Origin of the sequence: Gordonibacter sp., assembly GCF_036667095.1 — a bacterium.
GTDB lineage: Bacteria > Actinomycetota > Coriobacteriia > Coriobacteriales > Eggerthellaceae > Gordonibacter.
Map to the genome: position 1 here is coordinate 1 of NZ_JAVWUP010000059.1, position 14,872 is coordinate 14,872.

The 14,872-nt window shown below is 63.3% G+C and carries 13 protein-coding genes; 12 read left to right on the forward strand and 1 reads right to left on the reverse strand.

Features of this window, described 5'->3' with window-relative positions; translation table 11 throughout:
* The first annotated feature begins 125 nt into the window (after positions 1-125).
* The 3 genes from RR842_RS07165 (at position 126) to RR842_RS07175 (ending at position 2,618) form a co-directional block, all read left to right on the forward strand.
* Entirely contained in the window at positions 126-704 is a 579-nt protein-coding gene (locus tag RR842_RS07165) for an XRE family transcriptional regulator (RefSeq protein ID WP_332512711.1), read from the forward strand.
* 10 nt (positions 705-714) lie between these two features.
* A complete protein-coding gene (locus tag RR842_RS07170) occupies positions 715-2,400 on the forward strand; it encodes an AMP-binding protein (RefSeq protein ID WP_332553726.1) in 1,686 nt (561 codons plus the stop codon).
* A 110-nt stretch (positions 2,401-2,510) separates the two neighbouring features.
* Complete coding sequence (locus RR842_RS07175; RefSeq protein WP_332710719.1) at positions 2,511-2,618, forward strand: metallopeptidase family protein; 108 nt, start codon at positions 2,511-2,513, stop codon at positions 2,616-2,618.
* 76 nt (positions 2,619-2,694) lie between these two features.
* Here RR842_RS07175 and RR842_RS07180 read toward each other — a convergent pair whose 3' ends face one another.
* A complete protein-coding gene (locus RR842_RS07180) occupies positions 2,695-3,774 on the reverse strand; it encodes a hypothetical protein (protein WP_332729340.1) in 1,080 nt (359 codons plus the stop codon).
* A 32-nt stretch (positions 3,775-3,806) separates the two neighbouring features.
* On the opposite strand from RR842_RS07180, the gene RR842_RS07185 reads away from it, so the two are divergent.
* From RR842_RS07185 to ribF, 9 genes are all read left to right on the forward strand, one after another.
* Positions 3,807-5,654, forward strand: coding sequence for a GHKL domain-containing protein (locus RR842_RS07185; protein WP_332729342.1), 1,848 nt, complete (start codon positions 3,807-3,809; stop codon positions 5,652-5,654).
* A gap of 336 nt (positions 5,655-5,990) precedes the next feature.
* Positions 5,991-6,461, forward strand: a complete 471-nt coding sequence (gene rimP / locus RR842_RS07190) for a ribosome maturation factor RimP (RefSeq protein WP_332512719.1) — start codon at positions 5,991-5,993, stop codon at positions 6,459-6,461.
* A 28-nt stretch (positions 6,462-6,489) separates the two neighbouring features.
* Positions 6,490-7,701, forward strand: a complete 1,212-nt coding sequence (gene nusA, locus RR842_RS07195; protein WP_332512721.1) for a transcription termination factor NusA — start codon at positions 6,490-6,492, stop codon at positions 7,699-7,701.
* A gap of 32 nt (positions 7,702-7,733) precedes the next feature.
* Positions 7,734-8,012, forward strand: coding sequence for a YlxR family protein (locus tag RR842_RS07200; RefSeq protein ID WP_332512723.1), 279 nt, complete (start codon positions 7,734-7,736; stop codon positions 8,010-8,012).
* A 17-nt stretch (positions 8,013-8,029) separates the two neighbouring features.
* Entirely contained in the window at positions 8,030-10,789 is a 2,760-nt protein-coding gene (gene infB / locus RR842_RS07205; protein WP_332512725.1) for a translation initiation factor IF-2, read from the forward strand.
* A 376-nt stretch (positions 10,790-11,165) separates the two neighbouring features.
* Positions 11,166-11,597: a 30S ribosome-binding factor RbfA gene (gene rbfA, locus RR842_RS07210; protein WP_332518225.1), complete on the forward strand. Its 432-nt coding sequence runs from the start codon at positions 11,166-11,168 to the stop codon at positions 11,595-11,597.
* On the forward strand, positions 11,594-12,613 hold the full coding sequence (locus tag RR842_RS07215) for a DHH family phosphoesterase (protein ID WP_332512729.1): 1,020 nt from the start codon (positions 11,594-11,596) through the stop codon (positions 12,611-12,613). The genes rbfA and RR842_RS07215 overlap by 4 nt, the downstream gene beginning before the upstream one ends.
* The gene (gene truB, locus RR842_RS07220; protein WP_332512731.1) at positions 12,610-13,626 is read left to right on the forward strand and encodes a tRNA pseudouridine(55) synthase TruB; all 1,017 of its coding nucleotides are present in this window, start codon (positions 12,610-12,612) and stop codon (positions 13,624-13,626) included. The genes RR842_RS07215 and truB overlap by 4 nt, the downstream gene beginning before the upstream one ends.
* Entirely contained in the window at positions 13,610-14,533 is a 924-nt protein-coding gene (ribF, locus tag RR842_RS07225) for a riboflavin biosynthesis protein RibF (RefSeq protein ID WP_332512732.1), read from the forward strand. The genes truB and ribF overlap by 17 nt, the downstream gene beginning before the upstream one ends.
* Positions 14,534-14,872 lie beyond the last annotated feature (339 nt).

A 14,872-nucleotide genomic window follows, 5' to 3' on the forward strand; every position in this document is an offset into this window, starting at 1 on the left:
GCGAGCAGCAAGCCTTTTGCCGCTGTTTATGTTCTTAATCGCTTTTCCGAAGGAGTGCTTTCGAGGAACTTAGGGGATAATAATGCCTATCTAATAAATTTGGTTTTGAGGAGGGGAGCACGTTTATGTCCGAAGAGAACAAGCTCGGCAAGAAGATCGCCACCCTGCGCACCGCGCACCATCTGTCGATCCAGGATCTTGCCGACCGCTGCGGATGCGACGTATCGGTGGTTGAAGGGCTTGAAGCTGGCGCCGTGCCGCCTTCGTTGGCCCCCCTTATCAAGATCACGCGCGCCTTGGGTGTGCGCCTCGGCACCCTCATGGACGACGATGAGAACCTGGGGCCTGCTTACGTAGATAGCGTCCAGATGGAAGAAGTCACTCGCCTGAAGTCGTTCGAGACGGCTAGCGATGCCGGCGACCTAAGCTACTTCAGCCTAGCGGCCGGACGTCCCTCGCGTCACATGGACCCCTTCGTTATTACGGTGACGCCTTCGGGCGAGACCGACCACGAGCTGGTGGGCCACGAGGGCGAGGAATGGCTCTACGGCATGGAGGGCTCGATCGAGATCGAGTACGGCAAGGACATCTACGTGCTGCGTCCCGGCGAGAGTATCTACTACGACTCCATCGTGCCGCATCAGGTGCGTGCACACGATGGCCAGAACGCCAAGTTCCTGGCTGTCGTGTACACCCCGATCTAAGGGAGGCTCCATGCCAGAAGAAACCGCTTCCATCCCGGGCGACCGCGATTACCCGCTGCACTCCGAGAAGACCATCGGCGCGTACTTCCGCGACCAGGTGGCCATAGACCCCGACCACGAGTTCGTGGTCTACCCCGATCGTGATCTGCGCTGGACCTACAAAGACTTCGACGAGCGCACCGACAATCTGGCGCGCGGCTTGCTTGCCATCGGCATGAAGCCGGGCGACCACTTGGGAGTTTGGGCACGCAACATTCCCGACTGGCTCACGTTTATGTACGCCACGGCCAAGATCGGCGTGGTCATGGTCACGGTGAACCCCGTGTACAAAAGCCACGAGCTGGATTACGTGCTGAAACAGTCCGACATGAAGGCGCTTTGCGTCATCGACGCCTACCGCGACGTGGACTACCTGCAGATCATCCGCGATCTGGTGCCCGAGACGCTCACGCAGCAGCGCGGGCACTTGGAGACCGAGACCTATCCGCACCTCAAGAGCATTATCTACATGGGTCCGGAAAAGCATCGCGGCTGCTACAGCGTGCCCGAGCTCGTGCTGCTTGGAAGCCATGTGCCCGTCTCGGCGCTGGCCGAGGCCGAGGAGCACTTCGATAACAACAGCGTGGTCATGATGCAGTACACGTCCGGCACGACGGGCTTCCCCAAAGGCGTCATGCTCACGCATCGCAACATCATGAACAACGGCTTCTACATCGGCGAGGGTCAGAAGCTCACGGCTGCCGACCGCGTGACGCTGCCGGTGCCGTTCTTCCACTGCTTCGGCTGCGTGCTGGGCGTCATGGCGAACCTCACGCACCGCTCCACCATGATCGTCGTGGAGGATTTCAACGCGGGGCTTGTGCTGCAGGCCGTCCACAAGGAGCGCGCCACGGCGGTCTACGGCGTGCCCACCATGTTCATCGCCGAGTTGAACCATCCCGACTTCGATACGTTCGATCTGACCAGCCTACGTACGGGCATCATGGCCGGAAGCCCGTGCCCGCCGGCGGCTATGCGCGAGGTCATGGACAAGATGTACATGAAGGAAATAACCATCTGCTACGGCCTTACCGAGACGAGTCCTGTGTTCACGCAGACCAGCGCCGACGACGACATCGAACACAAGTGCGAGACGGTAGGACGCAAGCACCCGCCAGTCGACGTGCGCATTATCGACCCGGCCGACGGGCATATCTGCGGCGTAGGCGAGCCGGGAGAACTCTGCTGCAAGGGCTACAACGTCATGAAGGGCTACTACAAGATGCCCGAGGAGACGTCGCGCGCCATCGATGCGGATGGCTACCTGCATTCCGGCGACTTGGGAGTGGTGGACGAGGACGGCTACTATCGCGTGACCGGGCGCATTAAGGATATGATCATCCGTGGCGGCGAGAACGTCTACCCTCTCGAGGTGGAGAACTTCCTGCTGAGCATGCCCGGTATCTTGGATGCGCAGGTGGTGGGCATTCCCGACGAGAAGCTCGGGGAGTTGGTGGGCGCGTTCGTGCGCGTACGCCCCGGCCACGAGGACATGACCGAAGAGGACGTGCGCGCCTTCGCCATTCCGCGCATCGCGCGCTACAAGGTGCCCAAGCGCGTGTTCTTCGTAGACGACTTCCCCATGACCCCGTCCATGAAGGTGCAGAAGTTCAAGCTGCGCGAGATGGCTGAGGAGCTGGTCAGGGCGGGGAAGTAGCGCTTTGGTTTTCAGGGCGGGAGGGATCGGTAGTTGTGGCTACCGATCCCTTTTACTACGCTTAACGGACGCTCTCCCTCTTATGAGACAAATTACGTCTATGGCGAACGATCCTATCGCGCGAGGAAGTGGTGGCCGAGATAAGCAAGACGGTCGTCCACGAGATCGGCCACTACTTCGGTATAGACGACACACGCCTTCACGAGATGGGGTACTGATCTCGCCTCATCTGCGGCGTTTTCCTCGCAGCTAGGGAGGGTTGGCACCGACGGAGCCGCGATGCCTGTGCTGGCCCTAGGGGCGCGAGCCCTTGAAACGACGTGCAACGCCCTTGCGAGAAGCGAAGATGATGCCCGCGCCCAAGGCCACGGCGACGGTCGCCCCTACCGCCACGGCGAACCCGGGCAGCCGATCTGTTCCGTCGGCTGCGGCGGCCGTCGCGCCGTCTCTGCCTGGCGACCCGCCGCGTGCCGTGCCTTCGCCTGGTTCAGGGGTGCCCTCCGATCCGTTTGCCGGCTTGGCGGCATTATCGTCGGAAGGCGTTGCGGTGCCGCTCGCAACGGGGGCGGCATCCGCCTGCTCGACGGAGGGCAGCAGGTCCAGCGGTGAGCTTTCGGGGTTCACGCGCTCGCTTTCCCCGAGCGTGACCCCTCCGCGGTTGCCGCCGATTTCTCCTTCGTTGACGCCGCCCGGGCCGGCGCTGCCGCTGCCGTCAGGATTGCCGGTGCCCGGCTTCTCAGGATCGTCTTGCGGTTTTAGGGAGTCGGGGAAGGCGAGCAACACGGGATCGTAGGTGACTGCTTGCTCCTGTCCGTCAAGCAGGAACGTAGCGGTGATGCGCACGTAGAAATCGCGGAAGTCGGTGTCGGGCTCGGTGTAGAGCACCATGCAGGTGTCATCGGACACGTTCACGAGATACGCCAGCTCGTCTTCCGAGTGATAGTAAGCGTATTCAGGGTCCCAGGTGCAAAGGGCGCCGGTGGTCCACGTGCCGACATTGGCGGCGTCGACTCGCTCGATACGCAGGGTTTGAAGGGGTGGATGCTCTGATTCATCGCTGTTGAACAGGGGATACGTAAGCTCTGGCAGGTAGATGTTTGCTATGGCCCTGCCCTTGAGCACCTGGACGATCTCGCCGGTGGGTTTGGCGGGATTGTCCGGCTCGTTGGCTCCCTCAGAGTCTTCCGGCCCGCCTGCATCCTCCGGTGCCCCTATGATGCCGCCGAGGTTTCCCGTGTTCCAGGAACCTGCGTCCGGCATATCTTGCGCAGCCTGGGCGCAAAGCGGCATGCAGGGCAGGCAGATGACGACGATGCAGGCCGCGCCTGCGGCACACAACAGGGGCGCGAACGGTTTTCTGATAAGATGGGGCACGAAACTCCTTATCGTCGTGAAAGGGGGCAGGTGTGCCGCTTCGTTCCGTAATCCGCGCGACCGCGCCCGTCTTGGCGATGTTCTTGCTTGTCGGATGCGCTCTGGCGCTTACCTACTACTATGATAACAAATATATCGCCCCGCCGCCTTACGGCGCCGATGGCTCCCTGTCCCTCGATGAAGCCGCCTTGGACCGCCCGGTGTCGCTGGTGGACGGCTGGATGCTCTCCGTGGACGATGCTCCGCCGACAGAAACCTTCATCGGCCAATACTCAGATTTTTCGTTTGTGCCGGGTGGTACCTCGCCGTTCGGTCGGGCTGTCTACCGGCTGACGTTGCACTACGAGGGCGCCTGGCCGCATGCTGCGGTCTTGCTGTTGCCCGAAGTGTTCGGAGACTATACCTTGTATGTTGATGGCCGTGCTGCCTCGCAAAACGGTGATGGGCCGGAAGTCGGCTTGGTCTTGGGTGCGGATACCCAGCTGGTGCTGGAAGTGGAAAACGATGCGTACTACTACAGCGGGCTTACGCACCCGCCGATCCTCGGCACGGCCCAGGCGATTGCCGCCGTGCAGTTCGCCAACGCGCTGGCTACCTGCGTGCTGGTTCTTGTGCCCTTGGGGGCCGCCGTGCTCGCGCTTGCGGTATGGCGCCGTCGCGAGGGCGATGCGCTCGTGCGCGACTTCGGCATCGTGTGCCTGGCGTTCGCGGTGGCGGGAATGCACGGGCTGGCATGGCGGTTTGGGTTCGCGGGCCCGTGGTGGTACGCCTTGGAGGATGCGGCTTGGATGTGCGTGCTGGTAGGTTCGGTCGGTCTGGCTGCTCGAACCGCAGGCGTGCCGTGGACCGATTCGCCGCGGCGCCTGTCGCGCCTTGCTTCGCGGGTCCTTTGGACGCTGCCGTTGGCCTGTCTCGTCTGGGTGGCGATCGTTATCCCCCTGTTTCCCCACTCGATGGGCTTATACGGCTTGTTCCAGACCTTCTCGCGCATCCTGTGTTGGGCGCTGTTCGCCGCCTGCGCCGCAGTGGCTGTGCGCCGTCGCAGCGTGGAGGCTCGTTTGATCTTGCTGGGATGCGCGCTTTTAGGCCTGGCGCTGCTGGCCAACCTGCTGGACAATAATGCCTACGAGCCGCTCTACGGCCTCTGGCAGCACGAGTATGCCGGACTCATGTTCGTGGGCGTGTTCGGCTGGATGCTTGCCGCACGTGTGCGTCGCCTGCGCACGGCTCAGTCCCAGGTGCGCGACTTGGAGGTGCAGGTGCGCTCTGCTGAGGAGAGTCTCGTGCATATGCGCCAAGGCGAGCGGGCCGTGCGTGCCGCCCAGCACGACCTGCGCCACCATGTGAGCACGCTCAAGCAGATGGCGGACAGGCAGTCGTGGGACGAATGTGCCGCCTACCTCGACGAGCTCTCGGAAGCCCAAGACATGCAACCTCCCCTGGTCTACGCCAAGAACGTCGTGACCAATGCGGTCCTGGCAGCCTACCTCACGCCCGCCCGGGCGGCAGGCGTTCGGGTGGATTGCGATGTGCGCGTGCCCGAGAGCCTGGCGCTGCGCAGCACGGAGTTGGTGGTGCTGTTGTCGAATCTGCTGTCGAATGCCGCCGAGGCCTGCGAACGCGTGCAGCAGGAGGGTTCTTGCGCGACGCCCTCTATCGCCTTTGCTATGCGCCTCGAGGGCGGTGCGCTGGTAGTGCGCTGCGAGAACTCCGCTCCGGGCAATGTCGCCTTTGGCCCGACCACCAAACCCGATGCCTGCCGGCACGGACTGGGCCTGTCCATCATGCGCCAGGTGGTCGCGCGCCATGGCGGCGAGCTGTTTGCCGACGTTGCCGACGGGAAAGCCGTCGTGCGCATGGCCGTCCCGTTGGGAGAGTAGGGCTTTCGGGCTCATCCCGCCAGATCCGAGCAGTCGGTTCAGCCCGCACTGGGTTTGGCGATCGGCCGCAATCAGCCGCCCTTCAAATGTGGTGAGATTGCGACAGGCCTGATGGTCTCACTAGGCAAGGGGCTTAGGATGTGGTATAAAGATCAATGCAATGCGCATGAGGCGGATAGGTTGTATGCGCACCATACTTTCGAAACATGAGAAAGTGGGCTTGTTCCCGCTTTCTTTGTTTGTAAGGGGTCGGGCGATCCTCGCAAGAGGATAGCCGACCGGCCCCCGTGGACGGCACGGTCGCGCAGACGCGCGGCGGCAAGAGAGGAGACGGACGTGCTCGGCAAAAAGGAACAGCAGCTGCTCGATGCGCTGTCGCCTCGGGCGGCCGCCGAGGGCATCGAGGTGGTGACCGTGGAAGTCGTGGGCGCACGCAAGGCCCCGACCATTCGCGTGTATATAGACACGCCCGACGGCGTGAGCTTCGACGAACTGTCTTCGTCGCAAGCGTGGATCAACGATCTCATGGACGAACTCGACCCGTTTCCCGGTGCGTACACGCTGGAAGTGTCCTCTCCGGGTATCGATCGGCCGTTGCGCACGCCCGAGCATTTTGCGCGCTTCGTCGGCGAGGTGGCCGTGGTGAAGACATCGGCAGCCCTTGAGGGACGCAGTGCTTTCACCGGGACCATCGTCGCGGTGCTGGCAGACGTGGTCGAGCTCGACGTGGACGGCCAGGCCGTGCGCATACCTTTTGACACCATTAAGCGCGCCCACCTTAAGGGCGTTGTCGACTTCAACTCGTGAGAGAGCTTCAGAGGAAAGGACTTCAAACGTGGCAACTTCAGAACTGATCGAGGCCTTGCAGGCGCTGGCTCACGAGCGGAAGATCGATGAGTTCTACCTCATCGAGCGCCTTGAGGCGTCGCTGGCGAAGAGCTACCAGCACATCCTCGACCTCGAATGGGACGCGCGCGTGACCATCGACCGCCAGACGGGCCATATCTACGTGTACGAGCTGGTGCCGGTGGGCGAGCCCGACGAAGAAACGGGCGAGTACAGCGAATTCGAAGAGCGCGACGTGACGCCGGCCGATGTGAGCCGCATCGCCGCCCAAAACGCCAAGGGCGTCATTGCGTCCATCGTGCGCGAGGCCGGTCGCCAGTCCATCTTCGAGGAGTTCTCGGGTCGCGTGGGCGATTTGGTCACCGGCACGGTGCTGCAGGGCACGCCCGACTTTACCATCATCAAGATCCGCGACGGTGTGGAGGCGGAGCTGCCTCACTACGACCAGAAGCGCAACCCCAACGAGCGCAACGAGCGTCCGTCAAACGAGCACTACCGTCACAATCAGCGCCTGAAACTGCTGATCATTGAGGTGCGCGATCCGAACTCTGACGCGCCGAAGATGCGCGGCGAGCAGGCCCGCCCGCCCATCGTGGTGTCGCGCACGCATCCGGATCTTATCCGTCGACTCTTCGAGATCGAGGTGCCGGAGATCTACGACGGCATGGTGGAGATCAAGTCCATCGCCCGCGAGCCGGGCGCGCGCTCCAAGATCGCGGTTTCCTCCCGTGAGACCAACCTCGATCCGGTGGGCGCCTGTGTCGGTCCCAAGGGCAGCCGTGTGCGCATGGTCGTCGAGGAGCTGCGCAACGAGCGTGTCGACGTCATCCAGTGGAACGACGATGCGGCCACCTACGTAGCCAATGCGCTCTCGCCGGCCAAGGTGACGCGTGTGCTCATCGACGAAGACAACCACTATGCCACGGTTATCGTGCCCGACGACCAGCTGTCCTTGGCCATCGGCAAAGAGGGCCAGAACGCCCGCCTTGCCGCACGCCTGACGGGTTGGCATATCGATATCAAGAGTTCGTCGTTTACCGGCGAGCCGCTTGAAGACACGGGCAACATGCTTATCGACGAGGATGGCGACGACGAGGTGGGCCTGTGTGCCTATACGGGAGAGGACGGCACCCGTTGCCGCAACCATGCGCGCCCGGGCAGCCGGTACTGCGGCGTCCATGCTGACCTCGATGGGGAATAGAGAAGGTTCGAGAGGCTGAAAGCGATATGACGATGGCTACAGAAACCACCAAGCGGCAGCGCAGCTGCATCGCGTGCGGAACGCAGGCCGGCAAGGCCACCCTGCACCGCATCGTGCGCGCACCGCAGGGTGGCGTGGCCTTCGACGCGACCGGCCGAGCGCCGGGTCGCGGAGCGTACGTATGCTCGGAGGCGTGTTTCGCCACCGCATGCAAGACCAAAAAGCTTGAACGGGCGCTGAAGACAAAGATCGACCATGATGAGTTGGAACGAATCGCAGCCGAGGTGTCTTCGGCGCTGCGCGAGGCGTAAGGGAAGAGGAGAATCATATGGCCAGCATGCGCGTACATGAGTTGGCGAAGGAATTCGAGATGCCGAGCAAGGATCTGCTCGACAAGCTGATCGAAATGAAGATACCCGCGAAGAGCCACGCGAGCATGCTCGCCGATGCCTACGTGGAGAAGATCCGCAAGAACCTGGCGCCTGAGATCAAGCAGCGTGCCGGACAGCTTGAGGCCGCCGAGGCCGCCGAGCTGGCACGCGAGCAGGAAGAGGCCGAGCAGAAGCGCGCCGACGAAGAGCGTGCCCGCCGCGAGGCGGTGGAGCAGGAGCGCGCCGCCCGCGAGGCGGAGCGCGCACGCCGCGAGGCCGCCGATGAGGTGGCGGTTGCCGAGGCTGGAGACGACGAGTCGGCCAAGGCCTCCGCGCCGTCTCCGTTCCAGGGGCTTGCCAGCCAGATCGAAAGTGAGAAGGAGCGCGTCGCCCGCGAGGCCGCCGAGGCCCGTGCCCGTGCCCGTGCTTCCAAGATGGCCGCAGAAGTAGCTAAGAAGCAGGCGGTGGAAGAGGCCCTGCGCCAGCGTAGCGGCAAGAAGCAGAAAGGCGCGTCAGCGCCGGCTGTTGCTTCCGAGCGCAAGCCCGCACCGGTTGTCGGCGCGAAGAAGGCTTCCGGTTTCGATTCGCTGCTTTCCCAGATCGAAGCTGAGAAACAGCGCATCGAAGAGCAGAAGAAGCAAGGCGGTGCCGCCGGTGCCCAGCGCGCTGCCGCACCGAAGGACGCCGGCCGCAAGGGCGGCAAGAAGGGCGGGCGCAAAGAGCAGGTCGTGCCCGAGCTCGAGGCCCAGCAGGTTCCTGCCGAAGATCGCTACGCCCAGATGGCCGTACAGGCCGAAAAGCTGCAGCGCGACAAGGTGCTGGCCGAGGCCCGCGCCGCCGTTGCCGCCGCAAGCTCGGGCGAGGGCGAAGGCCGCCGCAAAAAGCGCAAGGAGAAGCGCGAGGCCGAGACGCGTGAGCGTATGGAACTTGAGGCCATCGAGAAGGGTCTGGACCCCTCGCTGGTGCTGGACAACTCGGTTGTCGAGATACCGCAGGGTGCCACCGTGGCCAAGTTCGCCGAGCTCATCGGCGTGCAGCCCAACGACGTTATCAAGCGCTTGTTCCTGCTAGGCCAGGTGCTCACGCTGACGCAGTCCATGGGCGACGAGCTGGTAGAGCTTATCGCTGACGACATGGGCCGTAAGGTACGCGTCGTGTCGCCCGAGGAAGAGTACGCGGTCGTGTACCACGACAGCGATGCCGAACTGGAGTCGCGTCCGCCGGTGGTGACTGTCATGGGACACGTCGATCACGGCAAGACGTCGCTGCTCGACGCTATCCGCGACACTGGCGTGGCAGCGGGCGAGGCCGGCGGCATCACGCAGCACATCGGCGCTTCGGTCGTGGAGATCGACGGCAAGCAGATCACGTTCATCGACACGCCGGGCCACGAGGCGTTCACGGCCATGCGTGCCCGCGGCGCCCTTATCACCGACGTTATCGTGCTGGTCGTAGCCGCCGACGACGGCGTCATGCCGCAGACCATCGAGGCCATCAACCACGCGAAGGCCGCCAACGTGCCGGTTGTCGTGGCTGTGAACAAGATCGACAAGCCCGGTGCGAACCCCGACCGCGTGCGCCAGGAGCTTACCGAGTACGGCATCATTCCCGAGGAGTGGGGCGGTACGAACATGTTCGTGGAGGTGTCGGCCAAGCAGCGCCTGCACATCGACGACGTGCTGGAGACCATCATCCTGCAAGCCGATGTGCTGGAGCTCAAGGCCAATCCCAATGCCGAGGCTTCCGGCTTCGTCATCGAGGCTAACCTGGACAAGGGCCGCGGCCCGGTTGCCACGGTGCTGGTGCACCGCGGTACCATGCATCCGGGCGACATCGTGGTGGCCGGCACGTCCTACGGACGCGTCCGCGCCCTGGTCGATCCGCGCGGCAAGCACGTCGGTGCCGCCCTCCCGGCCGATCCGGTGGAGATACTGGGCCTGAACAGCGTGCCGGTAGCAGGCGACGAGTTCCGCGTGTTCGACGACGAGCGCGATGCCCGCAAGCTGGCCGAAGAGCGTGCTTTGCGCGCCCGCTTGGCCGAGCAGGAGACGAAGTCGCATATCAGCCTGGACGACCTGTTCAGCCGTATTGAAGAGGGCAAGCAGACCGACCTCAACCTTATCGTGAAAGCCGACGTGCAAGGCTCCATCGAGGCGCTGCGCGATGCGTTCGAGAAGATGGACCAGTCCGAGGTGCGCATCAACATCGTGCACGCGGCCGTCGGCGGCATCACCGAGACCGACGTGACGTTGGCTTCGGCTTCCGACGCCATCATCATCGGCTTCAACGTGCGCCCGACCGGCAAGTCCAAGGTGCAAGCCGAGAAGGAGAAGGTGGACATCCGCCTGTACCGCGTTATCTACCAGGCTATCGAGGAGATCAATGCCGCACGTGTGGGCCTGCTTTCCCCGGATATCGTGGAAGTGGACACCGGTATCGCCGAAGTGCGCGAGACGTTCAAGGTGCCGAAGGTGGGCACGATCGCGGGCTGCCATATCATCGAGGGCGAGATCAATCGCGACGACAAGGTGCGCATCGTGCGCGACGGCACCGTTATCTTCGAGGGCACCATGGCCAGCCTGCGCCGCTTCAAGGACGACGTGAAGACCGTGAAGCAAGGCTACGAGTGCGGTATCGGCATCAACGGCTACCAGGACCTGAAGGTGGGCGACACCATCGAGGGCTACCAGGTGAAGGAAGTCGAGCGTACCGAATAACGCTCAACCTGTCCGCGGGAGGGATCGGGTAATGCCCAGTCGCTCGGCAGTCCTGAGGTCGCACGAACAGCCCACTGGGCTGTTCGGCTCCTGCGGAACTCGCTTGGTGGGCACAACCCGATCCCTCTCGCTACCTTGACGAGCGTATTCGATGCGTCTGTGAAGGAGGTTTTCGCGCTTTGCGAGAATTGCGACGGCGGGGCGGGTGCGCTTCGCGCGGCAGATCATCGGGTGGCTTTAGTGTTTTGTACTTGTTCAGCAACTTTGTGATTACCGATAGGGGAGGGAGGCCCTTTCTTTACCGGTGCAAGGTAAGCTGGATACCGGAGGGCAGCTGCCCTCTTTTTGGAAGAACGAAAAACGAAGGAGGCTCATCATGAAGCAGAGTTCTTCTAACCGCAAGGTCAACGAGCAGGCGCGCGAGGTTATCGCGAGTATCCTGTTGTTCGAGATTTCCGATCCGCGTCTGGAGATGGTCACCATCACCGGGTGCGAGGTCAGCTATGATCGCAGCGTGTGCAACGTGTTCTATACGACAGAGCCGGAGCGCTACGAGGATGTAGCCGAGGCCTTTTCGAAGGCTGCGGGGCGCGTCCGCTCGCTCATGGCGCGCAAGCTGTCGTGGCGTATCGCTCCCGAGCTGCGCTTTCTGTTGGACAAGAGCGTCGATCAGGCGGAGCGTATTGCCAGCGCCTTGGCGGCCGACGCGCACCGCAACGCGGTTGTCGAGCCGACGGAAGCCGACGTGCCGGCCGACGCAGACGCGCAGGCAAATGCCCGGGCAGAAGAGCAGGAGCCGCGTGCATGAGCGTCACTTCTCAGACGAATATCGACCTTGCCGCACTCGCGGGGTTCCTGCGCGAGCATGACGACTTCGTCATTTGTGGGCATGTGAGTCCCGATGGCGATTGCCTAGGCTCGCAGCTTGCGCTTATGCATGCGCTGCGCTCCATTGGCAAACGGGCGGTATGCCTGCTTGCCAAAGACGAGCCCATCGATGCCCGACTGGAGTTCCTTCCCGGAGCGGGCGGGCTTCTGCCGGCTCCGGGCTATGCGGGCCCTGCGTGTACCTTCGTCGCGGTGGACGTTCCTACCCGCGATCGCATGAACGCTGCGGCGACGCATCTATTGGCTCGCTGCGAGCATTCCGCCACGATCGACCACCATGCGGCGGACGAGCGTATGACCGAGGTTGCCTACGTCGATCCTGATGCGGCATCGACCACTATGCTGGTATGGGAGTTGGCGGGCCTCATCGGCGCCGATCGCTCCGGTGCCGTGGCGGTGTGCTGCTATACGGGACTGGTGACCGATACGGGGCGCTTCCAGTACCAGAACACCGACCATGCGGCTCTGGCTGCGGCTGCGGCCATGGTCGAGGCAGGAGCGGAGCCGGCGATGGTGGCGCGCGCTATCTTCCAGAGCCGATCGTTGCCTTCGGTGCAGCTTGAGGCGCTCGTGGTTGATCGGGCGCGTTTCGGTGCCGATGGAGCGTATGCCCTTAGCTGGCTCGGGTTGGAAGATTTCGCCCGTTTGGGTGCGGTGCGTGCCGACGCGGAGCCGGTCATCGACGCGCTGCGCTCCTTGCGCGGCGTAGCCGTGGCTTGCGTGCTGCGCGAGCAGCCCGATTCGGTTCGCGGCAGTTTCCGGGCGAAAGATGACACCGATGTAGCGGCGCTTGCGCGCACGATGGGCGGCGGCGGCCATAAAGCGGCTGCGGGATTCACCATTTCGGGGCCGATCGAGGCAGCGGTGGAGCGCATTGGCATCCTGCTCGAAAAAGCCTTGGGCACCGATATCGCAGCGGAGGAGCACACAGCGTGAAGCGGGGGACTTCGGGGCTCTCGCTGATCGTGGGAGTGAACAAACCGGCGGGCATGAGCTCGCACGACGTCGTGAACGTTTGCCGCCGGATCTTCGGCGAGCGGCGGGTGGGCCATACCGGTACGCTCGATCCTATGGCCACCGGCGTGCTGCCTATCTGCGTCGGTCCGGCTACGCGTCTTGATGCCTACCTGGTCGGCCATGAAAAACGCTATCGCGTGCGCATCGCCTTCGGCGCATCCACCACTACCGACGATGCCGAAGGCGAGGTGACTCGCACCGGTGACGTGCCCGTGCGGGTGATGGATCCTGCATTCGCCACGTCGTTCGTCGCAGGGCTCGTCGGCGCTCGCAAGCAGCTACCGCCGGCGTATTCGGCTATCAAGGTCGGAGGGAAGAAGGCCTACGAGGCTGCCCGGCAGGGCACTATCATCGACTTGGCTCCACGCGATATCGAGGTGTACGAGGCGCGCTTGCTGGGTGTGTCGGAGGGGGATGCCGAGGGCGAACGTCCTTTTTGGGATGTCGAGTTCCGGGTGTCGAAAGGCACGTACATCCGCGCGCTCGCGCGCGATGCGGGTGTTGCGGTGGGCTGTCCGGCGCATGTAGCGGCGCTTGAACGGACCGAACTGGGTCTTTTGCAGCTTGAGGAATGTCTGACGTTGGAGGCGCTCGAACAGGAGAAGGAGCGTGCCGCCCTCGACCCGGTGCGTCTGCTGGGCGTGCGCTTTGCCTATGCGGACAGCGCGCAGGCAGCCGCCGTAGGCAACGGCAATGCGCTTCCCGGAAGCGCGACGACGCTGTTCGAGCGGCGCCGCGCAACGCTTGACGCGGAGTTCTGCGCATGCACGGCAGGGGTACGGGAGAGCTGCGAGGAGCCGCGTGCGGGCGAGATAGTTGCGATCATCGCGGAGAACCGCTTGGTGGCTTTGTACGAGTACGACAAGAGCCGTGATCTGTTCAAGGCGCGGTGCGTGTTTCAAACGGGGGTGTCGCGTGGCGGAGATATATAAAGTTGACGATTCGTTCGACCACCGCTTCTTCAAGAACTCATCATGCGCGTTCGGAGTGTTCGACGGCGTGCATAGGGGGCATCGGTTCCTGCTGTCCCAGGCTCAGCGGACGGCGAGGGCAGACGAGGGCACCAGTATCGCGCTTACGTTCGATATCGATCCCGACGAGGTGTTCCATCCCCAGCGTTTGAAGAAGCTCATGACCAATGGCGAGCGCTTGGCCATGTTGGCCTCCACGGACGTGGACGCGGTGGTCGTGCTGCCTTTCACGCCTGCGTTTTCGTCGCTTTCTCCCGAGGCGTTCCTCGAGGCGACCTTCGACGGCCAGGTTCCCGCGCACCTGCATGTGGGATACGACTTCCGGTTCGGTGCGCGTGCAGGCGGCACCGTGCGCGAGCTGGATGCGTGGGCGGGCCGCATGGGCGCGCTCATCGATGCCCACGATCTTGAGGCCGAGGACGGAGCACCGGTTACGGCCACGCGCATACGCCTGTTGCTGGCCGAAGGAGATATCGCCGAAGCGAACCGCCTTCTTACCCGCCCGTATTTTATGACAGGTACGGTGGAGCCGGGGCGCGGCGAAGGAGCCGACCTCGGGTTCCGTACGGCGAACCTCACGGTTCCCGACCAGCTGCGCGCCTTGGGCGACGGCGTGTACGCAGCCTGGGCGACGGTGGACGGCGTACGGTACAAAGCTGCCGTGAACGTAGGCGTCGCCGCCACATTTGCCGACCGTGCGACGGCGACGTGCGAGGTGCATCTGCTGGACTTCGACGGCGATCTGTACGGTGCTGCCATCAAGGTGGAGTTCCTGCATTGGCTGCGGCCGATGCGCAAATTCGACGACATCGACGAGCTTGTCGCCACCGTTAAAGGCAATATTTCTTGGGTGAGGGAGAACCTGTAGAGCGTTTGCGCGCCTGCTGGACCGTTCGGCCTGTGGAGCCGGCCTCTGAATTGTATGCGCCCCCGCCCGATAAGGCAGGGGCGCTTTTCTCTGCTTGCCCCAAGGCTCCTTGGCGCTAACGCAGTTCCGAGACGTGCTGGCAGGCATCGCCGTAAGGGACGTAACGGTAAGAGGCTACAACCTTCTGGCCGTTTGACGGAGAGAGCGCGCACGGCGTTGATGCTTGCAGCATAAACGTTCTCACCTTACTGCAAGTCTTTGAACAGGCTCTCTACGGCACTACTCCGTTTGCATGACAAAGAAAACGCGGCGTACATGACAAAATCAGCGATCTGCATG